This window comes from Luteibacter sp. SG786, from assembly GCF_011759605.1.
Classification (GTDB): Bacteria; Pseudomonadota; Gammaproteobacteria; order Xanthomonadales; family Rhodanobacteraceae; genus Luteibacter.
In genome coordinates, this window is the sequence record NZ_JAAOYX010000003.1 from 575,553 (window position 1) to 601,198 (window position 25,646).

The 25,646-nt window shown below is 65.8% G+C and carries 25 protein-coding genes; 14 read left to right on the forward strand and 11 right to left on the reverse strand.

The genetic code is table 11. The features are described 5' to 3' along the window. Window positions 1–897 (reverse strand): LysR family transcriptional regulator, encoded by an 897-nt coding sequence (locus tag FHS47_RS18515; RefSeq protein WP_167031725.1) that lies wholly within the window; start codon window positions 895–897, stop codon window positions 1–3. Between the two features lie 117 nt (window positions 898–1,014). Here FHS47_RS18515 and FHS47_RS18520 point away from each other — a divergent pair, with 117 nt between their 5' ends. The 4 genes from FHS47_RS18520 (at window position 1,015) to FHS47_RS18535 (ending at window position 4,185) form a co-directional block, all read left to right on the forward strand. Continuing rightward, a complete protein-coding gene (locus FHS47_RS18520) occupies window positions 1,015–1,407 on the forward strand; it encodes a rhodanese-like domain-containing protein (protein ID WP_167031728.1) in 393 nt (130 codons plus the stop codon). Window positions 1,408–1,418: 11 nt separating this feature from the next. After that, window positions 1,419–2,339, forward strand: a complete 921-nt coding sequence (gene rocF, locus FHS47_RS18525) for an arginase (protein WP_167031731.1) — start codon at window positions 1,419–1,421, stop codon at window positions 2,337–2,339. Between the two features lie 100 nt (window positions 2,340–2,439). After that, complete coding sequence (locus tag FHS47_RS18530) at window positions 2,440–3,858, forward strand: tryptophan--tRNA ligase (RefSeq protein ID WP_167031733.1); 1,419 nt, start codon at window positions 2,440–2,442, stop codon at window positions 3,856–3,858. A gap of 60 nt (window positions 3,859–3,918) precedes the next feature. Continuing rightward, window positions 3,919–4,185, forward strand: a complete 267-nt coding sequence (locus tag FHS47_RS18535) for a hypothetical protein (protein WP_208382138.1) — start codon at window positions 3,919–3,921, stop codon at window positions 4,183–4,185. A gap of 111 nt (window positions 4,186–4,296) precedes the next feature. On the opposite strand, the gene FHS47_RS18540 is transcribed toward FHS47_RS18535, so the two are convergent. The 5 genes from FHS47_RS18540 to pdhA form a co-directional block, all read right to left on the reverse strand. Further along, window positions 4,297–4,677 carry a VOC family protein gene (locus FHS47_RS18540; protein ID WP_167031735.1) on the reverse strand — a complete coding sequence of 127 codons (381 nt, stop codon included), beginning with the start codon at window positions 4,675–4,677 and terminating at the stop codon, window positions 4,297–4,299. 216 nt (window positions 4,678–4,893) lie between these two features. Then, window positions 4,894–5,358 (reverse strand): DUF1456 family protein, encoded by a 465-nt coding sequence (locus FHS47_RS18545; RefSeq protein WP_167031738.1) that lies wholly within the window; start codon window positions 5,356–5,358, stop codon window positions 4,894–4,896. Window positions 5,359–5,494: 136 nt separating this feature from the next. Continuing rightward, on the reverse strand, window positions 5,495–6,877 hold the full coding sequence (locus FHS47_RS18550) for a dihydrolipoamide acetyltransferase family protein (RefSeq protein WP_167031740.1): 1,383 nt from the start codon (window positions 6,875–6,877) through the stop codon (window positions 5,495–5,497). A 14-nt stretch (window positions 6,878–6,891) separates the two neighbouring features. Then, entirely contained in the window at window positions 6,892–7,872 is a 981-nt protein-coding gene (locus tag FHS47_RS18555; RefSeq protein WP_167031742.1) for an alpha-ketoacid dehydrogenase subunit beta, read from the reverse strand. Window positions 7,873–7,884: 12 nt separating this feature from the next. Beyond that, the gene (gene pdhA / locus FHS47_RS18560) at window positions 7,885–8,961 is read right to left on the reverse strand and encodes a pyruvate dehydrogenase (acetyl-transferring) E1 component subunit alpha (RefSeq protein ID WP_167031745.1); all 1,077 of its coding nucleotides are present in this window, start codon (window positions 8,959–8,961) and stop codon (window positions 7,885–7,887) included. A gap of 229 nt (window positions 8,962–9,190) precedes the next feature. Between pdhA and FHS47_RS18565 the strand changes: the two genes are divergently transcribed. Next, a complete protein-coding gene (locus FHS47_RS18565) occupies window positions 9,191–10,039 on the forward strand; it encodes a tryptophan 2,3-dioxygenase family protein (RefSeq protein ID WP_167031747.1) in 849 nt (282 codons plus the stop codon). A gap of 176 nt (window positions 10,040–10,215) precedes the next feature. Then, window positions 10,216–11,721 carry a peptide MFS transporter gene (locus FHS47_RS18570; protein WP_167031749.1) on the forward strand — a complete coding sequence of 502 codons (1,506 nt, stop codon included), beginning with the start codon at window positions 10,216–10,218 and terminating at the stop codon, window positions 11,719–11,721. A gap of 212 nt (window positions 11,722–11,933) precedes the next feature. Here FHS47_RS18570 and FHS47_RS18580 read toward each other — a convergent pair whose 3' ends face one another. Then, on the reverse strand, window positions 11,934–12,383 hold the full coding sequence (locus tag FHS47_RS18580) for a MarR family winged helix-turn-helix transcriptional regulator (protein ID WP_167031754.1): 450 nt from the start codon (window positions 12,381–12,383) through the stop codon (window positions 11,934–11,936). Between the two features lie 90 nt (window positions 12,384–12,473). On the opposite strand from FHS47_RS18580, the gene hppD reads away from it, so the two are divergent. Genes hppD through FHS47_RS18595 form a run of 3 tightly spaced genes read left to right on the forward strand, consistent with a single transcriptional unit; the run spans window position 12,474 to window position 15,886 of the window. Then, window positions 12,474–13,562, forward strand: coding sequence for a 4-hydroxyphenylpyruvate dioxygenase (gene hppD / locus FHS47_RS18585; RefSeq protein WP_167031756.1), 1,089 nt, complete (start codon window positions 12,474–12,476; stop codon window positions 13,560–13,562). A gap of 16 nt (window positions 13,563–13,578) precedes the next feature. After that, window positions 13,579–14,889: a homogentisate 1,2-dioxygenase gene (hmgA, locus tag FHS47_RS18590; RefSeq protein WP_208382139.1), complete on the forward strand. Its 1,311-nt coding sequence runs from the start codon at window positions 13,579–13,581 to the stop codon at window positions 14,887–14,889. 16 nt (window positions 14,890–14,905) lie between these two features. Beyond that, complete coding sequence (locus tag FHS47_RS18595) at window positions 14,906–15,886, forward strand: fumarylacetoacetate hydrolase family protein (protein ID WP_167031760.1); 981 nt, start codon at window positions 14,906–14,908, stop codon at window positions 15,884–15,886. 16 nt (window positions 15,887–15,902) lie between these two features. On the opposite strand, the gene FHS47_RS18600 is transcribed toward FHS47_RS18595, so the two are convergent. Together FHS47_RS18600 and gap are read right to left on the reverse strand one after the other, a co-directional pair. Continuing rightward, window positions 15,903–16,451, reverse strand: coding sequence for a hypothetical protein (locus FHS47_RS18600; protein ID WP_167031762.1), 549 nt, complete (start codon window positions 16,449–16,451; stop codon window positions 15,903–15,905). Window positions 16,452–16,535: 84 nt separating this feature from the next. Beyond that, window positions 16,536–17,552 carry a type I glyceraldehyde-3-phosphate dehydrogenase gene (gene gap, locus FHS47_RS18605; protein ID WP_167031764.1) on the reverse strand — a complete coding sequence of 339 codons (1,017 nt, stop codon included), beginning with the start codon at window positions 17,550–17,552 and terminating at the stop codon, window positions 16,536–16,538. A gap of 172 nt (window positions 17,553–17,724) precedes the next feature. Between gap and FHS47_RS18610 the strand changes: the two genes are divergently transcribed. The 4 genes from FHS47_RS18610 to FHS47_RS18625 all read left to right on the forward strand — a co-directional run bounded on the left by FHS47_RS18610 (window position 17,725) and on the right by FHS47_RS18625 (window position 21,794). Further along, window positions 17,725–18,549 carry a S1/P1 nuclease gene (locus FHS47_RS18610; RefSeq protein ID WP_167031766.1) on the forward strand — a complete coding sequence of 275 codons (825 nt, stop codon included), beginning with the start codon at window positions 17,725–17,727 and terminating at the stop codon, window positions 18,547–18,549. A gap of 30 nt (window positions 18,550–18,579) precedes the next feature. Continuing rightward, window positions 18,580–20,049 (forward strand): pyruvate kinase, encoded by a 1,470-nt coding sequence (pyk, locus tag FHS47_RS18615; protein WP_167031768.1) that lies wholly within the window; start codon window positions 18,580–18,582, stop codon window positions 20,047–20,049. 175 nt (window positions 20,050–20,224) lie between these two features. Continuing rightward, window positions 20,225–20,665, forward strand: a complete 441-nt coding sequence (locus tag FHS47_RS18620; protein ID WP_167031770.1) for an energy transducer TonB — start codon at window positions 20,225–20,227, stop codon at window positions 20,663–20,665. 106 nt (window positions 20,666–20,771) lie between these two features. After that, a complete protein-coding gene (locus tag FHS47_RS18625; protein ID WP_167031773.1) occupies window positions 20,772–21,794 on the forward strand; it encodes a class I fructose-bisphosphate aldolase in 1,023 nt (340 codons plus the stop codon). 49 nt (window positions 21,795–21,843) lie between these two features. Here the strand turns inward: FHS47_RS18625 and FHS47_RS18630 are convergent, their stop codons facing one another. Together FHS47_RS18630 and FHS47_RS18635 are read right to left on the reverse strand one after the other, a co-directional pair. Then, on the reverse strand, window positions 21,844–22,428 hold the full coding sequence (locus tag FHS47_RS18630; protein ID WP_167031776.1) for a porin family protein: 585 nt from the start codon (window positions 22,426–22,428) through the stop codon (window positions 21,844–21,846). Between the two features lie 204 nt (window positions 22,429–22,632). Beyond that, a complete protein-coding gene (locus FHS47_RS18635) occupies window positions 22,633–23,364 on the reverse strand; it encodes an outer membrane beta-barrel protein (RefSeq protein ID WP_167031779.1) in 732 nt (243 codons plus the stop codon). Between the two features lie 226 nt (window positions 23,365–23,590). On the opposite strand from FHS47_RS18635, the gene tkt reads away from it, so the two are divergent. Beyond that, entirely contained in the window at window positions 23,591–25,603 is a 2,013-nt protein-coding gene (tkt, locus tag FHS47_RS18640; protein WP_167031782.1) for a transketolase, read from the forward strand. The last annotated feature ends 43 nt before the right edge of the window (window positions 25,604–25,646 follow it).

Below are 25,646 nucleotides of genomic sequence, written 5' to 3' on the forward strand. Positions count from 1 at the left end.
CTAGGCGGCGACGCGGGCGAACTCTTCCCGCAGGAAGTCCCTGAGCCGCTGCACGGCAGGCGTCAATTGCGAGCGATGCGCTGTCACCAGATTGAGCGGCGCGTGCTCGCCAAGGTTCGGCAGGAGGTCGACCAAACGCCCCGAGCGCAGATCGGCCTCGATGTCGGCTCGCGACTTGTAGATGATGCCGTGGCCGGCAAGGCCCCAGCGATGCGTCACCTCGCCGTCGTCGCTGATGCGGTTGCCGGATACCTTCACCGTGTGCAGCCCGCGCGGAAGGTCGAACAACCAGCGGTCGTGCACCTGATCGCCCCAGACGAAGCAAAGGCAGTTGTGTTCCCGCAGTTCGTCCGGGTGGGAAGGGGCGCCGTGCCTGGCCACGTAATCGGGGGAAGCGCAGACCACGCGGCGGTTGTCGGGCAGCAACGGTTGCGCCACCAGGGTGGAATCCCGCAGCACGCCGTAGCGTACGGCGGCGTCGATCGGATGGCGATGCAGGTCGGTGATGCGATCGCTGATCCGCAGCTGCAATGTCACGTCGGGATGCGCCGCCTGGAAGACATCGAGCCACGGCAGGAGCACATTCCGTCCGAGGTCGGACGGCACGGCGAGGCGCAGGGGGCCGGAGATGTCGCCGCGGCCTTCCGCCAGCACGCGCGATCCACTGGCCAGCGAATCCAGCATGGCGCGAGCGTGTGGCAGGTAACGCTCGCCATCGTCGGACAGGCGCATGCTCCGGGTGGAGCGCACGAACAGCCGTACGCCCAGTTCGCGTTCCAGCCGCTGGACGGCATTGCTCACCATGGCCGGCGTGCCGCCGGCCAGCCGCGCCGCCGCGGAGAAGCTGCCGGCGTCAACCGTTTGTACGAAGGCGTTTACGTCGTCCAGTCGGATCATCGAACGCTGCTTGCTGTCGGGGCAGCCATAGTGCCTGCTGGAGACGGGTGGCGGAAAGTCGGGCTCGGCTGCTGCACTGCAACCAGTCCGTTGCATGGCCCGGTGTAAACTCCGGGGATGACTGGCTTCCGCGCACCTTTTCTGCTTGCCGCCCTGCTGCTTTGTCCCGCCGCATGGGCGCAGGACGTTTCCCGGGAGGCGCTGGCCCGCCGCATGGCGTCGCATGCCGCTCCCTTGCTCCTCGACGTACGCACCCCGAAAGAATACGGCGAGGGCCACCTCGCGGGCGCCCTGAACATTCCCGTGGAGGACGTTGCGGCGCGCCATGGCGTGCTCGGCGTTCCGCACGATCGGGAAGTCGTGGTCTATTGCAAGTCCGGCAAGCGCGCGGCACGTGCCCGCGACACGTTGCAGTCGCTGGGATACACCAATGTGCGGCTGCTCGACGGCAGCGCCGACGCCTGGCGTGCCGAAGCCCGCCCGCTGGTCCAAGAACATCCATCTCCCTGAGTCGTCCCGTCATGAGTCCTATCACCCGTTCGGTCGCCCTCGTCGGCGTCCCCACTGATATCGGTGCCGGTCACCGCGGCAGTTCCATGGGCCCCGAAGCCCTCCGCGTCGCGCGCCTGGCGGAGCGTCTGGCGAAGCGCGGCATGCATGTCGTGGATCGCGGCAACCTCTCCGGGCCGCTGAACCCGTGGCAGCCGCCGACGGACGGCTATCGCCACCTGGACGCCGTCGTGGCATGGAACACCGCCGTGCACGAGGCGATCCACGCCGCACTGGCGGACGGCCACTTGCCGGTGATGCTGGGCGGCGACCATTGCCTCGCCATCGGTTCCATTTCCGCCGTGGCCCGCCATTGCCGGGAAACGGGGAAGAAGCTCCGCGTGCTGTGGCTCGACGCCCATGCGGACTTCAACACCAGCCAGATCACGCCCTCGGGCAACATCCACGGCATGCCGGTGGCCTGTCTTTGCGGCTACGGCCCCGAGGCGCTCACGCATATCGGCGGCACGGTGCCGGCGACCACCCCGGATGTGTTCCGCCAGATAGGCATTCGCTCCGTGGACGAGGGCGAAAAGCGCTTCGTGCACGAGGTGGGGCTCGATATCTACGACATGCGCTACATCGACGAGATCGGCATGAAAGCCGCGATGGAAGAGGCACTCGCCGGGGTCGATGAAGACACCCACCTGCACATCAGCTTCGACGTCGATTTCCTCGATCCGTCGATCGCCCCGGGCGTGGGCACCACCGTGCGCGGCGGTCCCAGCTATCGCGAGGCCCAGCTTTGCATGGAAATGATCGCGGACACCGGCCGCGTGGGTTCGCTGGACATCGTGGAGTTGAACCCCGCTTTCGACAAGCGCAACCAGACCGCGAAGCTGGCGGTGGACCTCGTGGAATCGCTGTTCGGCAAGTCCACCCTGATGCGCTGAGGGCGGGGCGCGGCAACCTGCCACGCGGCAGGGTCGCCGCCCGGCGGCCACGCGGGCTACACTCGACCGGTTTCCGCCCGTTCGAGTATCAGGCTTCCCTATGCACACCCGCGTCCTCACCGGCATCACCACCACCGGCACGCCGCACCTCGGCAATTACGTCGGCGCCATCCGGCCGGCCATCCAGGCCAGCCGGGACCCGAACGTCGACGCGTTCTACTTCATGGCCGACTACCACGCCCTGATCAAGAGCGACGATGCCGACCGCGTGGAAGCCTCACGCCTCATGATCACGGCCAGCTGGCTCGCCGCGGGGCTCGATCCGGAACGCACCACTTTCTACCGCCAGTCCGACGTGCCGGAAGTGCCCGAGCTGATGTGGCTGCTCACCTGCGTCACGTCGAAGGGCCTGCTCAACCGCGCCCATGCCTACAAGGCGGCCGTGGATCGCAACATCGAGAACCAGGAAGACGCCGATGCGGGTGTCACGGCCGGTCTCTACATGTATCCCGTGCTGATGGCGGCCGACATTCTCGCGTTCAACGCGAACAAGGTGCCGGTGGGGCGCGACCAGATCCAGCACATTGAAATGGCGCGCGACATCGCGCAGCGTTTCAACCATACCTACGGCCGCGAGTTCTTCGTGATGCCCGAGGCGCTGATCGAGGAACAGGTGGCCACCCTGCCTGGCCTCGACGGGCGCAAGATGTCCAAGAGCTACGACAACACCATCCCGCTGTTCGAAGGGGGCCCGAAGGCGCTGCGCGAGGCGATCATGAAGATTGTCACCGACTCGCGCGCCCCCGGCGAGCCGAAAGACACCGAGGATTCCGCGCTCTTCACCATCTACAAGGCCTTCGCATCGCCGGAGGAAACCGCGACGTTCGCCGAGTCGCTGCATGGTGGCCTGGGCTGGGGCGAAGCCAAGCAGGTGCTTTTCGAGCGAGTGGACGCCGAGGTGGCGCCGATGCGTGAACGCTACGACGCATTGATGGCAAGCCCCGGGCAGATGGAAGACATCCTGCTCGCCGGTGCCGCCAAGGCACGTGCCATCGCCGGGCCGCTGCTGGAAACGCTCCGCGAGGCCGTGGGCCTGCGTAGCGCGCGTCACAAGCCGGTCGCGCATCAAGCCGGCGCCACGCCGCCGGTGGCGCCGAAGGCGAAGCCGCCACGCTTCGCGAGCTTTCGCGACAGCGACGGCAGCTTCCGCTTCCGACTGTTCGGCGCGGACGGCGAGGAACTGCTGCTGTCGGTGCCTTTCGCCGATCCGAAGGCGGCCGGTGCCTTGCGTCAGGCCCTGTCCACGCTGAGTGGCGCGCAGGCGACCATCGCGCCCGAAGGCGATCATCTTGCGTTGCGGGTCGATGGGGAGGTGGTGGCGAACAGCGAGTCGTACCCCGATGCCGCCGCCCGTGACGCAGGGCTCGGCCGCCTGCGCGCGGCACTCGACGCGCTCGCTTCCGCCACAGCCGAGGAGGCTGCCGCAAAGGCCGCGCAGGCTTCGGGGCAGAGGCCCTGACATGCGTTATCTCGCGATCCTGCTGCTCGCCCCCTGGCTGATCGTGCTGGGCTGGGCGTATTGGCTTATCCGAAGTCGCTGCCGAAGAACGCGACGCGTCGTGGTTTCGACGTGCTTGCCCTGCTCGCGGCGACCGTCGCCGCGTTCCAGGCGGCCTTGCTCGCATACGATGGCGTCGAACTGCCGGCCGCCGACCAGTTCGGCCCGAAAAGCGGTGCGATCTGGCAGCAGGTGGTGCCGGCGCTTTACGGCTACGGGGCGTTTGTCGCCGTGCTCGTGCTGGCGCTCATCATTCGCCAGATGGTCTGGAAGAAGCGCGCACCGTAAATCGGCACGACCCTACTGTGGGAGCCGCTTCAGCGGCGATCCCGCGGTAGCGGGATCGCTTGCGGCGAGCACCCATCGCCGCTGAAGCGGCTCCCACACAAGGCCTCTGACTCAGTCCCACCGGTTGAGGTGCGGCCCGAACTCCTCGGCTTGTTTGCGCACGATGCAGAAGCGATGGCCGGTCGGTGCCTCCATGACCCACCATCGTTTGATGAAGCCGATACGCTTCGCCCCGAGCTTCTCGAGCCGGTCGGCCTCGGCGTCCTGATCGTCGGCCTCGATGTCCAGGTGCACCCGGCTTGGGTGGTCCACGCGTTGGAGGAGGATCTGCAGTTCGTCCGGCGCGGTCTCCAGCGTGGCGTACTTGCCGTCGCCTTCTTCGTCCGTGCTCTTGATGGGCTTGCCCAGCGCCTGGCTCCAGAACTCGGCGGCGGTGGCAAGGTCGCCGTCCTGGCAGTCGAGAACGAGTGCGCACAGTCTGCTGTGATGCATGGCGGGGCCTCCCGTGAAGGTCGGCGCATGCTAGCTCCGACCGCGGGGCGCTCGCGTGAGGGCTGCGTGCAGATGGGTTAGGCCCTGGCAGGGACGACGGTCCACGCCTCAACATTCCCGAATCCTCGTCATTCCTGCGAAAGCAGGAATCCAGCGCCTTGCGGCACGATCGGGCGTGGAGTCACTGGGCCCCTGCCTTCGCAGGGGCGACGGGGTTCACGCGCCGCGCAGGCGCTGCGTGAGTCCCTTCAGGAAGTTGCGCAGGAACTGGTCGCCGCACAGGCGGAAGTTGCTGTGCTTGGGTTGGCGGAAGAGCGCGTTGATCTCGCCGCGCGACACGCGGAAGCCGGCCTCGGTCATGATGGCCAGGATGTCGTCTTCCTTGAGTTCGAAGGCCACGCGGAGCTTCTTCAGCACCACGTTGTTGTTGACGCGGGTTTCCACGGGGCGGGGCGGCTGGCTCTCGTCGCGGCCGCGGCGATGCACGATGAGGCCGTCGAGGAAGTGCGCCATGGCGGCGTCGGGCATCTCGACGAAGCCCGGCTCGTCTTCCTTGCGAAGCCAGGGTTCCACCTGTTCGCGCGTGGCGGGAAAGCCGGCGAGCTTCATGATCTCGACGACATGGACGTCGCCGAGGTCGAGCATGTAGCGGATGCTGCGGAGGGTGTCGTTGTTGAGCATGGCGGGAAGGATACCGCGAGTTTCGCGGGAAGCGGGTCGCGGTGGTAGGCGACACGCGAGCACCCGTCGCCGCTGAAGCGGCTCCCACACAAAGCGAGTGGCGCTCTGTGTGGGAGCCGATTTATCGGCGATGCTCTTAGTTCGGCAGGCCCAGGTCGTCGATCAACGCCTTCAGGAAGCGCGCGGCTTCCCCGCCCGTGGCGGCGCGGTGGTCGAAGGTGAGCGACAGCGGCATGCGGCGGTGCACCTCGATGCCGCCCATCACCGCTACGACGTCATGGCTGAGCTTGCCGGCGCCAATGATGGCGACGGTCGGCGGCACCACCACCGGGGTGGCGTAGCGGCCGGCGAACATGCCGAAGTTCGACAGGCTGATGGTGTAGCCGGAGAGTTCCGATGCCGGAATGCTGCGGTCTTCCACCGAGCTGCGCAGGCGCTTGATCGCGGCGCGGATGCCGGCACCGTCGAGTACGTCGGCGTTGCGCAGGGCCGGCACGAACAGGCCGTCTTCAGTGTCCACCGCGATGCCGATGTCCACGTGCGGATGCAGCGTGCGGCTCAAGTTCTTGCCGTCGAACCAGGCATTGAGCGCGGGCACGGCCTTGCATGCCACGACGATGGCGCGGATCAGGCGGGCCGTGATGTCCTGCTTGCCGATCCATGCATGCAGGTCGGCGTCGTCGACGATGGTGGTCGGCACGACGTTGGCGTGTGCCTCGGCCATGACACGGGCCATGTTGCGGCGGACACCCTTGAGCTGCTCCGGCTGGCCCATCGCGTCCTTGCCGGGGGGCGCAGTGCGAACGGCCTTGCCGGCCTGCGACACGGCGGTGCGCTGCGGCGCTGGACCCGGCTCGGGCAGGGTGGGGGCGAGGTGTTGGGCCGACGCCGGGCGGGCAGGAGCGGCGCCGAGGGCGGCGCTGCCGTTCGCGGCGGCGTTCTTCACGTCGGCCATGGTGATCACGCCACCTGCGCCGGTGGGTTGCACGCGGGTGAGGTCGACCTTCAGCTTCTTGGCGGCAGCACGTACGGCCGGCACGGCCTTCACGCCGCCGGCGCTGCTCACCTGTTCGGTGTGCACCGCGTTGCCGCTGATCATGGCGCCGACCACGGTGCCTTCGTCTTCGCGGTCGCCGCCGTTGCCGGACTCGATCTCGCCGCCGTCGTCCGAGGCGATGACCTTGCTGGCATCGTCGGGCGCCTGGCTGCCCACGCCTTTCTTCGGGCCATGGTGATGGCCGGTGGATTCGGCCTCGGCACGCTGGCGCGCGTTCGGGTCGATCTCGAAGTCGGCCAGCGCGGCGCCGGTCTCGATGATGTCGCCGGTGGCGCCGTGCAGCTTCTTCACGGTGCCGGAGTAGGGCGAGGGCACATCGACGACGGCCTTCGCGGTTTCCATCGACACCAGCGGGGCGTCGAGCTTGATGGTGTCGCCTTCCTTGACGTGCCACTCGACGACGGTCGCGTCGGGAAGGCCCTCGCCGAGGTCCGGCAAGTAAAAGGTCTTGATGTCGGCCATGTCTTAAGGTTTCCTCAGGAGGCGGCGAGCGTGCGCTCGGCGGCTTCGACGATGCGTTCGACGCTGGGCAGATACTTCATTTCCAGGCGGAACAGCGGAATGTGCGTATCGAAACCGGTGACGCGTTCCACCGGCGCGAGCAGGCTGTAGAGGCACTCCTCGGACAGGCGCGCGGCGATCTCGGCACCGAAGCCGGCGGTTTTCGGGGCTTCGTGCACGATGACGCAGCGGCCGGTCTTGGTCACCGACTCGGCGATGGTGTCGAAGTCGAGCGGCGTGAGCGTGGCCACATCGATCACTTCGGCGCTGATGCCCTTTTCGGCCAGCTCGTCGGCGGCCTCCAGGCATTCCTTCACCTGTGCGCCCCAGGTTACCAGGGTCACGTCGGTGCCGTCGCGCAGCACGAAGCAGACGTCGAGCGGCAGGGCCTCGCCGTCGTCGGGCACTTCTTCCTTGTACTGGCGGTAGATGCGCTTCGGCTCGAAGAAGATCACCGGATCCGGATCGCGGATGGCGGCAAGCAGCAGGCCGTAGGCGCGGGCAGGCGACGACGGCATCACCACGCGCAGGCCGGGAATGTTGGTGAAGAGGTGCTCGTTCGCTTCCGAGTGGTGCTCGGGAGCACGGATGCCGCCGCCCCACGGGGCGCGCCACACGGCCGGCACGGTGATGCGGCCGCGGGTGCGGTTGCGCATGCGCGCGGCGTGACAGGCGATGTGCTCCATCATCGGATAGATGAAGCCTTCGAACTGCGCTTCCGCGACGGGCTTCATGCCCTGCGCGGCGAGGCCGACGGTGAGGCCGGCGATGGTGCCTTCGTCCAGCGGCGTGTCGATGACGCGCATTTCGCCGAACTGTTCCTGCAGACCCTGCGTGGCGCGGAACACGCCGCCGTTCACGCCGACGTCTTCGCCGAGCACCACGACGCTGTCGTCGTTGCGCATCTCGTAGGCGAGGGCCTGGGTCACCGCTTCGATGAGAGTGATTTGTGCCATGGGAAGGAATCCTTACTTGCGATCGAGGGAAGCAACGAGTTCACGCTGCTTTTCGAGGTCGGCGGGGAGTTCGGCGTACAGGTAATCGAACATGGCCGTCGCCGGCTGGTTCTTCGTTTCCAGGTACGCGTTGACCTCGTTGTCCATCCAGTCGTCGCATTCGGCCTTCCAGGCCTCTTCCTTCGCGTCGTCCCACTTGCCCTTGGCTTCGAGCCACTTGCGCAGGCGCGGCACCGGGTCGCGCTCCCAGGCTTCCTTCACTTCCTGCTCGCCGCGGTAGCGGCGGGCGTCGTCGGCGGTGGTGTGGTCGCCGAGGCGATAGGTGACGGCCTCGATCACGCTGCCGCCGTTGCCGGAGCGGGCGCGCTCCAGCGCATCTTCCATCGCCTTGCGCACGGCGATGATGTCGTTGCCGTCCACCTGGATGCAGTACAGGCCGGCGGCGATGCCCTTCTGGGCCAGCGTGCCGGAGCCGCTCTGGATGCGGCGCGGCACCGAAATGGCCCACTGGTTGTTCACGATCACGGCCACCAGCGGCAGCTGCTGCGCGCCGGCCACGTTGATGGCGCCGTAGAAGTCGCCCTTGGACGAACCGCCGTCGCCGATCGTGCAAACGGCCACGCGCGGTTCGTTGCGGATCTTGAACGCGAGTGCCGAACCGGCGGCGTGCAGGCATTGCGTGCCGATGGGCACGCACCAGGCGAAGTCGTGCGCGGGCGCGTCGGCGAAGTCGTTGCCGCGCTCGTCGCCGCCCCAGTACGTGTACACCTCGCGCGGCTTCACGCCGCGATACAGCTGCGCGCCGTATTCGCGATAGGAGACGGCCAGGGAGTCCTCGCGGCGCATGGCGCTGCCGATACCGACGTGCGCGGCTTCGTGGCCCAGGCAGGAGGCGTAGGTGCCCAGCTTGCCGGTGCGCTGCAGCGCGATCGACTTGGCGTCGAACACGCGGGTGGACACCATGAGCTTGTAGAGCTCGACCATGTGGTCGAGGTCCTTGGCGAATTCGGGGAGTTCCTTACCGGTTTCCTTGCCGTCCTGGTCAAGGTATTGCAGGTATTCGATTTCGAACTTGGCGGCGATGGACACGACTCGCTCCCAGGGGATGGTTAGAAACGACACGCACGACGGGGGAAGCGGCCAGGCCCATCCAGCGGGGCGCGACACGGCTTGATGTTCTTGCGAGCCGGACTAGATATCAGGGGTATTATCACCCGGCAAGGTACGGCGCAGCATGATCGCGGCCTTCGTTGCCACGCCAACGGCTTTCCGGCGCGGCTTTCCGGCCTTGTCAACCCCCTCAATGTGAAAGCGTCCCATGGCCAATCCGCAGCGCGACCTGGAATCCGGCATCCGCACCGACCTCGACGGGCGCCTCACCTATGGGGAGTACCTGAAGCTCGACCAGGTGCTCTCCGCGCAGCATCCGCGCAGCGAGCCCGCGCACCACGACGAGATGCTGTTCATCATCCAGCACCAGACCTCCGAGCTGTGGCTGAAGCTGATGATCCACGAGCTGGAGGCCGCGCTGGTTCGCCTGCGGGCCGACGACGTGAATGGCACGCTGAAGATCCTTGCCCGTGTCAAGCAAGTGCAGCGCCAGCTTTACGAACAATGGGGCGTCCTGGAAACGCTGACGCCGGCCGAGTACCTGCAATTCCGCGACGTGCTGGGGCCGTCGTCGGGATTCCAGTCGCTGCAATACCGCATGGTGGAGTTCATCCTCGGCAACAAGCACGCCGACATGCTCCGCGTGTTCGAGCACGACCCCGCAGCCCACGATCGCCTGCGGGCCACGTTCGAGGCGCCCGGGCTGTACGACGAATTCCTGCGTTACCTGGCCCGGCGCGGCCATCCCGTACCGGCAGACCTGATGGAGCGCGACGTGACCCAGCCCTGGGTCAGCCAGGCCGCCTTGCTGCCCGTGTTCAAGCGGATCTACGAAGACACCACGCAGTACTGGCCGGAATACCACCTGAGCGAGGAACTGGTGGATATCGAGGAAGCATTCCAGCTCTGGCGCTTCCGTCACATGAAGACGGTGGAACGCATCATCGGCTTCCGCCAGGGCACCGGCGGATCGTCCGGCGTGGCCTTCCTGCGCAAGGCGCTGGAACAGAGTTTCTTCCCCGAGTTGATCGAGGTGAGGACGATTCTGGGGACGTAGGCCAGGCCTTGTAGGAGCCGCTATAGCGGCGAGGGAACCCGCCTTACGGCTACACCGCTTCGTGGGCTTCTCGCCGCTATAGCGGCTCCCACAGAACGCTCTTACAGAACCGCAGATTTGACGCATCGGGGCTGATCCGGCTAAACACCTCGGACGATTCGTTCCCAAGGGAAGCCATGACACCGACCGCCCCAGCCGCATCCCGGCCCGTGCCCGACTACCCGCAAACCCTGGGTCACCCGCGTCCCTTGTGGATGCTGTTCATGACCGAATTCTGGGAGCGTTTCGCCTTTTACGGCATGCGCTGGGCCCTCACGCTGTACATCGTCGCCGAGTTTTTCCAGGGCGACGCATCGGGCCAGGGTTACGCCAGCCGTACCTACGGCGCCTATCTCGCCCTGGTCTATGCCTCGGCCATCTTCGGCGGGTGGGTGGCCGATCGCATCCTCGGTTACCAGCGCTCCATCCTGCTCGGCGCGCTGGTCATGGGCTCCGGCCTCTTCATGGTGATGCTGCCCAATCAGCAGGTGTTCCTCGCCGGCCTCGCCACGGTCATCGTGGGCAATGGGCTCTTCAAGCCGAACATCTCGTCCCTGGTGGGGCAAATCTATCCGGTAGGCGACGACCGTCGCGACCGCGGTTTCACCATCTTCTACATGGGCATCAACTTAGGCGGATTCCTCGCGCCGCTGGTGACCGGCTGGCTCGCCTCGGTCATCACCGATACGCCGCTGCAGCAGAACTACAAGGTGGTGTTCGCTGCCACCGGCATCGGCATGGCCATCTGCTTCATCTGGTTCCTGCTCGGCAAGAAGCAGTTGCTCGGCGTGGGCGTGCCGCCGCCGGAGCGACACGAAGGCAAGAACCTCGTCGCGGTGATCGTCGGTGTCCTCGTGGCCATTCCGCTCGTGTACCTGCTGATGGCTCAGGCCGGCGCAGTATTCATCGCATGGTTGCTGGGCGTGCTGTTCATCGGCGTGGCGGTGATGCTGGTCGTCGAAGCCGTGCGGCACGACCGCATCCAGATCCATCGCGTGATCGCCATGCTGGTGCTCTTCGCCTTCAACGTGCTGTTCTGGATGTTCTTCGAGCAGGCCGGCAGTTCGTTCAACTTCCTGGCGCAGAACATCGTCGATCGGCAGATGTTCGGCTGGGAATTCCCCACCGGCTGGTTCCAGTCGGTGAATTCGGCAGCGATCCTCATCTTCGCGCCGGTGGTGGCGCTCGCGTGGAGTTGGTCCGCCCGCTTCCGCAAGGAACCCTCGATTCCGCGCAAGTTCGGTCTCGGCCTCATCTTCAACGCGTTGGGCTTCCTCGTGCTGATGTATGCGCTGAAGAGCCTCGTGGACGGGCAGGGGCTGATTCCGTTCTGGCCGTTGGCGGCGTGCTACGTGATGCAGACCATCGGCGAGCTGTGCCTGTCGCCCATCGGCCTGTCGATGGTCACCAAGCTGGCGCCCATTCGCGTGGTAGGCCTGGCCATGGGCGGCTGGTTCCTTTCGACCGCCATCGGCAACAACCTGTCGGGTCTGCTCGCAGGCCACATCAGCGGCGAGACCGGCATGACGGTTGGCTCGGCGCTGTCCGGGTTCACCTTCAGCTTCGAACTGCTGGTGGGTGCGGGCATCGTGCTGTTCCTGATCGCTCCGCTGATCAACCGGCTGATGCACGGGGTGAAGTAGGAGTTTCAGTCCAGACGCTTGCCTTGTGTGGGAGCCGCTTCAGCGGCGATGGGTGCTCGCGACAAGATTGCCCGCTGCCGCGGGATCGCCGCTGAAGCGGCTCCCACAAGGGCTCCCACAAGGGCTCCCACAAGGGCTCCCACAAGGGCTCCCACAAGGGCTCCCACAAGGGCTCCCACAAGGGCTCCCACAAGTGGCTCCCCGCGGCGGCCTCACGGGGACATGAGCTTGTCCAGAATGCGGTTCAGCTGCTCCCGCTCGGCCACGTCCAGCCGTGCCAGAAGTTCGCGCTCGTGTTCGCGGGCCAACGGGGCCACTTCGTCGTGGATGGCCCAGCCGGCCTCGGACAGCTTGAGCACCGACCGGCGCTTGTCGCCGTCGTGGATGCTGCGGTCCACCCGGCCGGCCTCCACTAGCCGGGCAAGGGCCCGGCTCACCGCCACTTTATCCATACGGGTGCGCTCGGCCACTTCGCGGGCCGAAAGATCGGCGAAGCGGGCCAGCACGGCCATGACACGCCATTCCGTCATGCTGAGCTGGAAGCGGCCGGTGTATTCCTCCGCGATCGACTGGCTTACCGTGTTCGACAGGATCGAGAGTCGGTAGGGGAGGAAGTTTTCCAGCTCAAGGGGCGCATGGGCGGGGACGGCGTCGGAGGTCATGCTGCACTGGTCCTTGCAAATGGTTACAGGTGAAACTATAAATCGGGACTATACGGCGTGAAGCCGCCCCCGTCGTCAGGAGTATCGCCCATGAGCGCCCAGCCCAATATCGGTATGCAGGTCACCACCTTCGAAAATCCACAGGGAGTCGACGGTTTCGAGTTCGTGGAGTTCGCCGCGCCCGATCCGGCGATGCTCCACACGCTGTTTCCGAGGCTGGGCTTTACCGCGGTGGCGAAGCACAAGACGAAGAAGATCACGCTCTACCGCCAGGGCGACTGCAATTTCCTGGTGAACGAAGAGCCGGGTTCGTTCGCGGCCGACTTCGTCGCCAAGCACGGTCCCTGTGCCTGCGGCTTTGCCATCCGCTTCAACCGTCCGGCTGCCGACGTGCAGGCCACCGCGCTCTCGAACGGCGCGCAGAAGGTCGCCTTCAAGCCCGAGACGCTCGCGCTCGACGTTCCGACCATCGAAGGCATCGGTGGCGCGGCGCTTTACCTGATCGACACCTACGGCGCCAAGGGCGACGTTTACGATGCCGAGTTCGAATGGCTGCCGGGCGTCGATCGTCATCCGAAGGGTTTCGGCCTCACCTTCATCGACCACCTGACCCATAACCTGCACTTCGGCAACATGGAGAAGTGGTCGGATTACTACGAGCGCCTGTTCAACTTCCGCGAGATCCGCTACTTCGACATCAAGGGCGCGAAGACGGGCCTGGTGTCCAAGGCCATGACCGCGCCGGACGGCCTGGTGCGCATTCCGCTCAACGAATCGTCCGACGAGAAGTCGCAGATCAACGAATACCTGCGCGAATACAACGGCGAGGGCATCCAGCACATCGCGCTGTTCACCGACAACATCTACGAATCGGTGGAAGCCATGCGCGCGCAGGACGTCGCCTTCCTCGACACGCCGGACACCTATTACGAAGTGATCGACGCGCGCGTGCCCGATCATGGCGAAGACGTGCCACGCCTGCAGGCCAGCAAGATCCTCATCGACGCCGACGACGAAACCAAGAAGAAGCTGCTGCTGCAGATCTTCACGCAGAACAACATCGGCCCGATCTTCTTCGAGATCATCCAGCGCAAGGGTAACGAGGGCTTCGGCAACGGCAACTTCAAGGCGTTGTTCGAGTCGATCGAGCGCGACCAGATGCGCCGCGGCGTACTCTGATATCGGGACCGCCATGATGAGCCACACCGACGATACCCGCGGGTACCAGACCGGCTTCGGCAACGAGTTCGCCACCGAAGCCGTGGAAGGCGTGCTGCCCGTCGGGCAGAACTCGCCGCAGCGCGTGGCGAGGGGCCTTTACGCCGAGCAGCTGTCGGGCAGCGCGTTCACCGCGCCGCGCCATCGCAACCGGCGCAGCTGGTTGTACCGCATTCGTCCGGCTGCCCAGCATTCGCCCTTCGCGGCCATGGACCATGGCACGTTCCATAACCGCTTCGACGAGGCCCCGGCCACGCCGAACCAGCTTCGCTGGAATCCGCTGCCCATACCGTCTGAACCGTGCGACTTCCTCGACGGGCTGCTCACCATGGGTGGCAACGGCGGCGCCGCCGAGCAGGCCGGCGTGGGCATCCACCTGTATGTGGCGAACCGTTCGATGGAGGGGCGTTATTTCTACGACGCCGACGGCGAACTGCTGATCGTTCCCCAGCAGGGCAGGCTGCGCATCCGCACCGAACTGGGCGTGCTGGATGTGGCCCCGCTGGAAATCGCGGTGGTTCCCCGGGGCATCCGCTTCCTGGTGGAACTGCCCGACGGCGAGGCACGCGGTTACGTGGCCGAGAACTTCGGCGCGCCGCTGCACTTGCCGGACCTCGGTCCGATCGGCGCGAACGGGCTGGCGCATCCCCGCGACTTCCTCACGCCGGTGGCGGCCTATGAGGATGTGGATGGCGACTTCGCGCTTGTGGCCAAGTTCCAGGGCGCGCTCTGGAGCGCGCGCATCGATCACTCGCCGCTCGACGTCGTGGCCTGGCACGGCAACTACGCGCCGTACAAGTACGACCTGCGCCGTTTCAACACCATCGGTTCGATCGCCGTCGATCACCCCGATCCGTCGATCTTCACCGTACTTACCTCGGCCAGCGACACGCCGGGGGTGGCGAACATGGATTTCGTGATCTTCCCGCCACGCTGGCTCGTGGCCGAGCATACGTTCCGGCCGCCCTATTTTCATCGCAACGTGGCGAGCGAGTTCATGGGGCTGATCGACGGCGCCTACGATGCCAAGGAGGGAGGGTTCGTGCCCGGCGGCTCGAGCCTGCACAATTGCATGAGCGGCCACGGGCCCGATGCCGCCAGCTTCGAGAAAGCGTCGGGCGCGGATACCTCGCGTCCGGACCACATTGTCGGCACCATGGCCTTCATGTTCGAAACCCGCAAGGTCATCCGCCCCAGCCGGCAGGCCCTCGATTCGAAGGCGTTGCAAGGCGACTACTACGAATGCTGGCGCGGATTGAAAAAGCATTTCGATCCGTCGGCCCACTGAAAGACCAAGGAACCGCATGAAACTCGCGTCACTCAAGGAAGGCGGCCGCGACGGCACGCTCGTCGTCGTCAGCCGCGATCTCGCCCGCGCTGCGAAGGCCACCGGCATCGCGCCGACGCTGCAGGCCGCGCTCGACGACTGGCATGCGGTGGCACCGCGCCTCAATGCGTTGTCGGAAGCGTTGAACGCCGGCAGCGCGGTCGGTGCGTTCGATCTCGACGTAGCGAAACTCGCGGCGCCCCTGCCGCGCGCCTATGAGTTCGTCGACGGCAGCGCCTACCTTCCCCATGTGGAGCGAGTGCGCAGGGCGCGCGGGGCCGAGGTGCCGGCGTCGTTCTACACCGACCCGTTGATGTACCAGGCCACTAGCGCAGGTTTCCTCGGGCCGCGCGATCCCGTGCTGGTGCCCAGCGAGGAGTTCGGCATCGATCTCGAGGCCGAGGTGCTGGTGGTGACCGACGATGTGCCGATGGGTGTCACGCCCGCGCAGGCCGCCGGCCATATTCAGCTCGTGGGTCTGGTCAACGACGTTTCCCTGCGTGCCCTGATCCCGGCCGAACTGGCCAAGGGATTCGGCTTCCTCCAGTCCAAGCCCCGTTCCGCCTTGTCGCCGGTGTTCGTCACCCCCGACGAGCTGGGCGATGCATGGCGCGATGAGAAGTTGCACCTGCCCATGCGCACGTGGATCAACGGGGCATGGTTCGGCGAGGCGGAATGCGGGGTCGACATGCAGTTCGACTTCTCGCAGCTGGTGGCCCACGTGGCGAAGACCCGTCCGCTCACGGCCGGCACCCTGGTGGGTTCCGGCACCATCGCCAACGAAGACACGGGGAAGGGCGCGTCGTGCCTGGCCGAGCAGCGCACGGTGGAGACGCTGCGCGACGGCAAGCCGTCCACGCCGTTTCTTTCGTTCGGCGACACCGTGCGCATCGACGTCACCGATGCGCATGGCCGATCGATCTTCGGCGCCATCGAGCAGACGATCGCAAAGGCCTGATCGATTCGCCGGGCACTCAGTGCCCAGCCGGCGAGTCCGCGCCCAACCGCGCGCAAATGGCTTGAACCTTGAGATTCACTTCCGCGTCGAACTGGATGTCTCTGCCAGTCGTCCTGCCGATGCCCGGATGCGCATCCGACGAGGCCACCCGAACACCCCCGAACAGGTCCTGCTCCACGCGGGACCAGAGCGCGGCCTCCCGGGCGTGCCCGTCCGCCAGTTCCAACTCCGCTAGAGCACGCATGGCCTGACGCCGTCCGCGATCCGCAGCAGCGGTCAGGAGGCGCCGCGCCCGGGGAATGTCGCGCGGCAGCACATTGCCCCGGCGAGAGCGCCCCTGCAGATAAAGCGTGCCAGCCAACTCCTGGCTCGCCGCATGTCCCGCAAGCGCCGTGCACAGCAGCGTGTCGGCAAGCCTCTGCCGCCGTTCGACAGGCACGGATGGATTCAGGAGTCCCTGCTGGACGACATCGACCTGCGTCACGCCGGATGTCATGCAATGGGCCGCCGCCGCGATGGCCACCGGCCAGACCGTGCAGGCAACGAGGATGGTTCGACGAAGCATTCGCTCACTCCGAGAAAGCAAAAAAAGGGGCCCGCATCGCTGCGGGCCCCCCGGTGGCCGTGCCTATTCGGTTGTCGCGACGGCTTACTTGGCCGTCATGAGCGCCTTGGCCATGTCCAGCATGCGGTTGGAGAAGCCCCACTCGTTGTCGTACCAGGACAGCACCTTCACCAGCGTGCCTTCCATGACGCGCGTCTGCGTGGCGTCGTAGATGGACGAATGCGGATTGTGGTTGAAGTCGATGGACACCAGCGGCTGCGTGTTGACCGACAGGATGCCCTTGAGCGCGCCGTTCGCGGCTTCGTTGATGGCGGCGTCGATCTCTTCCTTCGTGGTCGCGCGCGCGGCCGTGAAGGTCAGGTCCACCACGGAAACGTTGATCGTCGGCACGCGCATGGCGAAGCCGTCGAGCTTGCCGTTGAGTTCCGGCAGCACCAGACCCACGGCCGCGGCGGCACCCGTCTTCGTCGGAATCTGGCTGTGCGTGGCGCTTCGGGCGCGGCGCAGGTCAGAGTGGTAGACGTCGGTGAGTACCTGGTCGTTGGTGTAGGCGTGGATGGTGGTCATCAGGCCGTGCACGATGCCGATCTTCTCGTGCAGCACCTTTGCCAGCGGCGCCAGGCAGTTCGTGGTGCACGAGGCGTTCGAGATCACCTGGTGCGCCGAGGTCAGCTTGTCGTGGTTCACGCCCATGACGAAGGTGCCGTCCACATCCTTGTCGCCCGGGGCCGAAATGATGACCTTCTTGGCACCGCCGGCAATGTGCGCGCTGGCCTTCGCCTTCGAGGTGAAGAAGCCGGTGGACTCCATCACCACGTCCACGCCATGGTCGCCCCAGGGGAGCTTCGACGGGTCGCGCTCGGCGAACACCTTGATGCGGTCGCCGTTGACGATCAGGTCGCCGCCGTCCACCGAGACCTCGCCCGGGAACCGGCCATGCGCCGTGTCGTACTGGGTCAGGTGGGCGTTGGTCTCGGCATTGCCGAGGTCGTTCACCGCGACGATCTGGATGTCCTGTCCGTTCTTCTTCGCTTCGTAGAGCGAGCGCAGGATGTTGCGACCGATGCGACCGTAACCGTTGATGGCGACCTTGATGGTCATGGAAAGCCTCCGGAAGGGATGTGCTGACGAAATGGGGACGGGTGTCTCAAACGTCCATGGTAGCCGAAGCTCGCGGGGCCCGGCTTGCTGCGCCGCCGCGACGTGTCATCCGTGTCTCAGCCCGGCTGTGGCACACTTGAGCGTTCCATCGACCGGAAACGTTTACTGTCCCATGAAATCCGTTTTGAAGCGCCGCAGCATCGCCGTCTTGCTCGCCCTGGCCGTTCCCGCCTTTGCCAGCACCGTCCAGGCCTGGGGTGACATCGGCCACCGGATCGTGGCCGACCTGGCCTGGCGACAACTCGATCCGGCGGCGAAGGCCGAGGTGACGCGGCTGCTGCGGGTAGATGGTTCCGACTCCCTTCCCGACATCGCGAGCTGGCCCGACCACCTGCGCGACATGCCGGGCAAGGAGGCGCTGGGCAAGGCCACCGGGCCGCTCCATTACGTCAACTTCCGCGATGGCAAATGCCATTACGTGCCGCCGCGCGACTGCGCGGATGGCCGCTGCGTCATCGGTGGCCTGGAGAAATATGTCGCCATCCTGCGCGACCGCCACAACTCCGACGCGGAGCGCGCCGAGGCACTGAAGTTCGTGGTGCATTTCGTGGGCGACGTGCACCAGCCGCTGCACGCCGGGAATCGCGACGACAAGGGCGGCAACGAATACCAGGTCCAGTTCGACGGCAAGGGCACCAACCTTCACCGCGTGTGGGACTCGCAGATGCTCTACACCCGCGACCTGAAATGGCCGGCCTACGCCGACCGTCTGGCCGCAGAGGGGAAGGTGACACTGCCGCGTCCCATCGCCCCGTTCGACAACCCGTACGCGCAGTGGGCCGAGGAATCCTGCAAGATCGTGGCCGGCCGCGGGTTCTATCCGGACGGGCACCGCATCGACCATGCCTATGTGGCGAAGAACCTCCCCGTCGCGGAAACGCGCCTGCGGGAGGCCGGCAAGCGCCTCGCCGATCTGCTCAATTCCACGCTGGACTGATTCGCCGCATTCCATACAAGGTAGACATCGATGACCGATATCCAGGTACGCCGCACCAAGATCGTCGCCACCCTCGGGCCCGCCACCGACGCGCCGGGCATGCTCGAGAAGATCCTCGAAGAGGGGGTGGACATCGTTCGCCTGAACCTTTCGCACGGTCAGCCCGACGATCACCGCGCCCGCGCCGCCGCGGTGCGCGCTGCTGCCGATGCCGTGGGCCGCGAGGTGGGCATCCTGGCCGATCTGCAGGGGCCGAAGATCCGCATCGAGAAATTCGCCGGCGGTCCGGTCGACCTCATGACCGGGGACAGCTTCGTGCTCGACTGCCGCCCCGACGCGCCTCCGGGCAACCAGACACGCGTAGGCGTGAGCTATTACGACCTGCCCAAGGACGTGTCGGCGGGCGACATCCTTCTCCTCGACGACGGCCTTGTGGCGCTGTCCGTGGTGGAAGTGGTGGGCAGCGAGATCCGCTGTCGCGTCGCCATCGGCGGCCGCCTTTCCGACCGCAAGGGACTCAACCGCCAGGGTGGCGGCCTGAGCGTGTCCGCGCTCTCCGACAAGGATCGGAACGACATCAAGCTGGCCGCCGAAATGGGCGCCGATTTCCTGGCCGTATCGTTCGTGCGGTCGGCCGACGACCTCAATGAAGCACGGCGCCTGCTGCGCGAGGCCGGCGGCGACGCCGCCATCGTCTCCAAGATCGAGCGCGCCGACGCGATCCCCGTGCTGGGCGAGATCATCGACGCTTCCGACGTCGTGATGGTCGCCCGTGGCGACCTGGGCGTGGAAATCGGCGATGCCGAGCTGCCGGGCCTGCAGAAGAAGATCATCCGTGAGTCGGTCATGCGCAACCGCTCGGTGATCACCGCCACGCAGATGCTCCAGTCCATGGTGTCCGCGCCGATTCCCACCCGAGCCGAAGTGCTGGATGTGGCGAACGCCGTGATCGACGGCACGGACGCGGTGATGCTCTCCCAGGAAACCGCGGCAGGTGCGCACCCTGACAAAGCGGTGGCGGCCATGCGCCGCATCTGCCTGGGCGCGGAGCGCCAGTTCGAGCCGCGCGACGACCTTCGTCCCAACACGCATTCGCTCGACCGCTCGGACCAGGCGATCGCCCTGGCCGCCATGCTGCTCGCGGCCCAGGTGGGCGTCCGCGCCATCGTCGCGCTGACCGAATCCGGCGCCACGGCGCAGTGGCTTTCGCGCTATCGCTTCGCGGTGCCCATCTACGCGATGTCGCCGTCGGGCATGGCCCGCCGCCGCATGCTCGTACTGCGCGACGTGCAGCCCGTGGATTTCGAGCAGAGCAACCTCGACCCGGCGCATACGGCCCGCGCCGCGCTCCAGCACCTGTTCGCGCTGGGCAAGCTCACCAAGGGCGACCGCGTGATCCTCACGCACGGCGATCACATCGGCCGGGGCGGTGGCACCAACACGCTGAAGCTTCTGATGATCGGCGAGGACGGCATCGCCGAGAGCTTGCGGGATCTTTGAGGCGGAACCGATGCCCTGTGGGAGCCGGCTGCGCCGGCGATCCCGCGGCAGCGGGCAAGCTGCCGCGAGTGCCCATCGCCGCTGAAGCGGCTCCCACAGCCACCGCAGGATTTCACACGCGCCGCATCCCCCTGGCGGAGTAAACTCGATGCCCTCAACCATCCCTGAGGGCGTCATGATCCGCATCAGCCTCCGCTCCGTCGCCGTTGCCGCCATCCTCCTGCTCGCCGTCGGCAGCGCCGCGGCCCAGAATGTCCGCCGTGTCGACCCGGCCCGCCTGCCGAACTATTGGACCCTGACCAACACTTCCGTCAGCGCCGATGTCCCGAATACGGGGAAGAACCTCAACCAGCCCGGCTGTGTTGCCGTCACCTACATGATCGGCTCCAACGGCCTGCCGCAGAACGTCGTGGCGGCGAAGACGGTGCCCGAGGGCGACCTCGCCCAGGTCGGCGTCAGTGCGGTCAAGGACTTCCGTTACGCCCCTTCGGGCGTCAACCGCGCTGGTGAGCCCGTCAACACTTACTACGTGGTGGGCTTCAATCTTCCGGAAGATCCCGCGCGCAAGGCCGCCATCATGAAGCAGTGCGAACTGCCCGGTTACAAGACCACTTGATCGCGCCGCACAACGGGTTTCGCGGAGTATTCCCCTATACTCCGCCGGTTTTTGCATTCGCACCACGTTGCCTTATGGGGCATACCACTACTTCCACGGAGTTGTCATGAGCATCGAAAACCTCGAACAGATCGCGCAGGCGATGGTGGCCACGGGCAAGGGCATCATCGCCGTCGACGAATCGACCGGCACGATCAAGAAGCGCTTCGAAGCCGCCGGCGTCGAGAACACCGAGGAAAACCGTCGCGCCTATCGCGAACTGCTGCTCACCACCCCGAACCTCGGCGAGCACATCTCGGGCGCCATCCTGTTCGACGAGACGATCCGCCAGAAGACCAAGGACGGCGTGCCGCTGGTCGAGGCCATGAAGAAGGCCGGCATCATCCCGGGCATCAAGGTGGACAAGGGCCCGGTGCCGCTCGCCGGCTTCCCGGGCGACGTGGTCACCGAAGGCCTCGACGGCCTGCGCGACCGCCTGAAGGAATACGCCCAGCTCGGCGCCCAGTTCGCCAAGTGGCGCGCGGTGATCAAGATCACCGAAGACAACCCCAGTTCGACGGCCATCGAGGCCAACATGCATGCCCTGGCGCGCTACGCGGCGCTGTGCCAGGAAGCCGGCCTGGTACCGATGGTGGAGCCGGAAGTACTCATGGACGATGCCGAGAGCAAGCACGACATCGACGTGAGCTATGAAGTGCACGAAGCGGTGCTGCGCAGCCTGTTCAACGCGCTCTACGAACAGAACGTGATGCTCGAAGGCACCATCCTGAAGGTGAGCATGGTCATGCCGGGCAAATACGCACCGAAGGACGCGCAGGTCGAGCCGGAAGACGTCGCCGAGGCCACCGTGCGCGTGCTCAAGTCGTGCGTGCCCGCCACGCTGCCGGGCATCGTGTTCCTCTCCGGCGGCCAGAGCGACGAGCAGGCCACCGAGCACCTGAACCTCATCAACCAGATGGGCCCGCACCCGTGGCCGGTCAGCTTCTCGTACGGCCGCGCACTGGTGGCCGAGGCGCTGAAGATCTGGTCGAAGGACCAGCAGAAGAACGTGGCCGAAGCGCAGAAGGCGGTTTACGCACGTGCGCAGGAAAACGGCGCCGCGGCGCTGGGCCAGTGGAAGAAGCGTTGATAAAAAAACGCCGGCGAAAGCCGGCGTTTCTTCTTGGGGCCGATGAAGCTTAGAAGCGGTATTCCGCCGAGACCGACGTCATGTTGGTCGACAGGTCGAGACCGTTCTTCTTCGCGTCGTAGTGGTCGTAGTTGATGCCCAGGCTCCAGTTGTTGCTGAAGTCGTAGCCCACGCCCGCACCGGCGTACCAGCTGGTCTTGTCGAGATCGTGGCGATCGACGTCGTTGTTGCTGGTGCCGTGGCCCTTCCAGCCGTAGATGCCGGCGCGACCGCTGATGTACCACTGCGGATCGATGTTGAAGTGGCCGTTCACACCGGCGGTCCAGCCGTGCAGTTCAGACTTCCTGCGGTCGACCACGCGGTCGCCGTTGAAGAAGTTCTTCGCGTTGATGTTACCCAGGTCGTTGTAACCGGCTTCGACGCCGAGCGCGGCCCAGGGGCTGACCGTCCAGCGATAACCGCCGTTGAGGGCGTACCCGGTGTCGTGCCCGTCGTAGCGGCCCTTGTCGACCGAGGTGCGACCGACATTGCCATTGACGAACCAGCCACCCGCGCCATTGGCGTCCTGCGCGAACGCGGGCGCAGCAACGGCGCCGGCAGCGACAAGGGCGAGGGCGATAAGGGTCTTCTTCATGGTGGATCTCTCCTGCTTATTGTTCTTCGCGGCGCGTCCGGCCATGGGGGGATGCCGGTACACGCTGGCGCACGAGCGGGGGTGCCGTGCGTGAGGCATAGATTGGGCAGCCTCTAAAAGATTCAATACCGAGTAGTTCAGTATTAAGAAACGATTAAGCCACGGCACGCGTCGCGCCGTGGCTCAACCGTTTTGTTTAACGACTTAGAAGCGGTATTCGCCCGCCAGCGAAACGATACCGGTGGAGCGCTTCAGACCGCGCGACACCTCGCCGGTGGCGTTGTTGCGCACCTTGCCGGCATCCGCGTGGAAGTAGTCGTACGACACGCCCACGCCGAAGTGCTCGTTCACGTCCCAACCGGTGCCGAGGCCGGCATACCAGCTGCCGCGATCGGGGCGGCCGCCGCTGGAGAAGCCGAGATCCTGGCCCACACTGTTGTTGTAGTTCTGGTTGTTGTCGTTGGCGCGGAAGTAACCGCCGTGCGCGCTGATGTACCACTGCGGCACGAGATTGATCTTGCCGTTCACGCCAACCATCCAGCCGCGCAGCGCGTTGCGCGTGGACTTCTGGTTCACGTCCTGGTCGGACTCGAAAACGTTCTTCACGCGGTAATTGCCGAGGTCCGCATAGCCGGCCTCGACACCGAGGCCCAGATCGGGACCGACCTTCCAACGATAGCCGCCGAGCAGGCCGTAACCCGTACGGCGGCCCTTCTCGCCGTGCAGGAAGTTGAATCCACTGGTGTCGCTGCCGAAGCCGCCGGTGTCGCTGCCGTTGGTGCGGCCGACATTGGCGCCGATGAACCAGTTGCCGCTACCGACGGCCTGGCTGGGCTGGTAATTGCCGCTCACGGCGGGGTTGCTGTCCTGTGCGAAAGCCGGAATGGCCGAAAACGAGATGCAAGAAACTGCAAGGGCAAGAATTGCCTTCTTCATGGGAATATTCCTCTTTTTGTCGGGGCGGCCACCTACCGTTGAAGGGGAGGGGGAGGTCGGTGGCCAGGTTCGATTAGAGCCCCCGCAACCTGAAGAAATTCAAAAAACGGAGTCAAAAGATTAAGGCGGGGTTAACTTCCAGGCCGCGGTTGGTTCGTCCACGACAAGCAGGCAGACAATGCGCGACAATCGCGTTTTTTCCGCCGCCCCTTATTGGAGAACGCCGATGACGACACGCCGCGAACGCGCCAATGCGATCCGCGCCCTGGCCATGGATGGTGTGGAAGCCGCCAAGTCAGGCCACCCTGGCATGCCGATGGGCATGGCCGACATCGCCGAGGTTCTCTGGGGCGACTTCCTGCATCACAACCCCTCGAATCCGCATTGGCCGAACCGCGACCGCTTCGTTCTCTCGAATGGTCACGGTTCGATGCTGCAGTACGCGCTGTTGCACCTCACCGGCTACGACCTCGGCATCGAGGACCTCAAGCACTTCCGTCAGCTCGGCTACCGCACCGCGGGCCATCCGGAGTATCACCACACGCCCGGCGTGGAGACCACCACCGGTCCGCTCGGCCAGGGTCTTGCGAATGCCGTGGGCTTCGCTCTCGCCGAGCAGGTGCTCGCGGCGCGCTTCAACCGCCCGGGCCACGACATCGTCGATCACCACACCTATGTGTTCGTGGGCGACGGTTGCCTGATGGAAGGCATCTCGCACGAAGTGGCCTCGCTGGCCGGCACGCTCAAGCTCGGCAAGCTTGTCGCCATCTACGACGACAACGGCATCTCGATCGACGGCGAGGTGCACGACTGGTTCACCGATGACACGCCGGCGCGCTTCCGCGCCTACGGCTGGAACGTGGTGCTGGGCGACGACGGCAAGCCGGTCGACGGCCACGACGCGGACGCCATCAAGAAGGCGATCGCGGCGGCCACGTCGCAGAGCGAAAAGCCCTCGCTGGTGATCTGCAAGACGGTGATCGGCTTCGGTGCGCCCAACAAGGAAGGCAAGGAGTCGTCGCACGGCGCGCCGCTCGGCGCCGACGAAGTGAAGGCCGCGCGCGAGAAGCTGGGCTGGAAGTATGGCCCGTTCGAGATTCCGCAGGAGATGTACGACTCCTGGAGTGCCAAGGAAAGCGGTGCGAAGGCGGAAAAGGCGTGGAACGACAAGTTCGATGCCTATGCGAAGGCACACCCCGAACTTGCCGCCGAACTGAAGCGCCGCCTCAGCGGCGAGCTGCCGGCAAGCTGGAAGGACGGCGCCGACGCCTACATCAAGAAGATGCAGGCCGAAGGCCCGGTGGTCGCTTCGCGCAAGGCCTCGCAAATGGCGCTCGACGCGTTCGGTCCGCTGCTGCCCGAGCTGATCGGCGGTTCCGCCGACCTCGCGCCGTCGAACCTCACGATCTGGAAGGGCTCGAAGAACGTCGCTACCGCGGGCGCCGAAGGCAACTACATTCACTACGGTGTGCGCGAGTTCGGCATGAGCGCCATCTCCAACGGCCTCGCCCTGCACGGCGGATTCATTCCGTACGACGCCACGTTCCTGGTGTTCTCCGACTATGCGCGCAATGCCGTGCGCATGTCGGCGCTCATTCCCGCGCACGCCATCCACGTGTACACGCACGATTCGATCGGCCTTGGCGAGGACGGCCCCACCCATCAGCCTGTCGAACACCTGGGCTCGCTGCGCCTCATTCCGAACAATCGTGTTTGGCGCCCGGCGGATGCCGTGGAATCCGCAGTGTCGTGGAAGAAGGCCATCGAACGCGCCGGCAACCCTTCCTGCCTCGTGTTCTCCCGCCAGAACCTCAAGCACAACCCGCGCACCGAACAGCAGGTGGCAGACATCGAAAAGGGCGGCTACGTCCTCTTCGAGCCGAGCGAGAAATTCAAGGCCATCATCATCGCGACGGGCTCGGAAGTGGGCATTGCCGTGGAGGCCGCACATGCGCTGGGCGACCAGGGTATTTCCGTGCGCGTGGTTTCCATGCCCTGCACCGAGGAATTCGATGCGCAGCCCCTGGAATACCGTGAAGGCGTGCTTCCTTCCTGGTGCCGCGCGCGCGTCGCCGTGGAAGCGGCCAGCGAGGACTTCTGGGCGAAGTACATCGGCCTCGACGGCAAGGCGGTGGGCATGACCACCTTCGGCGCCTCAGCGCCGATCGACAAGCTTTACGAGCACTTCGGCATCACGACCACGGCGGTGGTGGATGCGGTGAAGAGTGTGATCAAGTAAGACATTCGGCACGTGATGGTCAGAGGCCCCCGAAAGGGGGCCT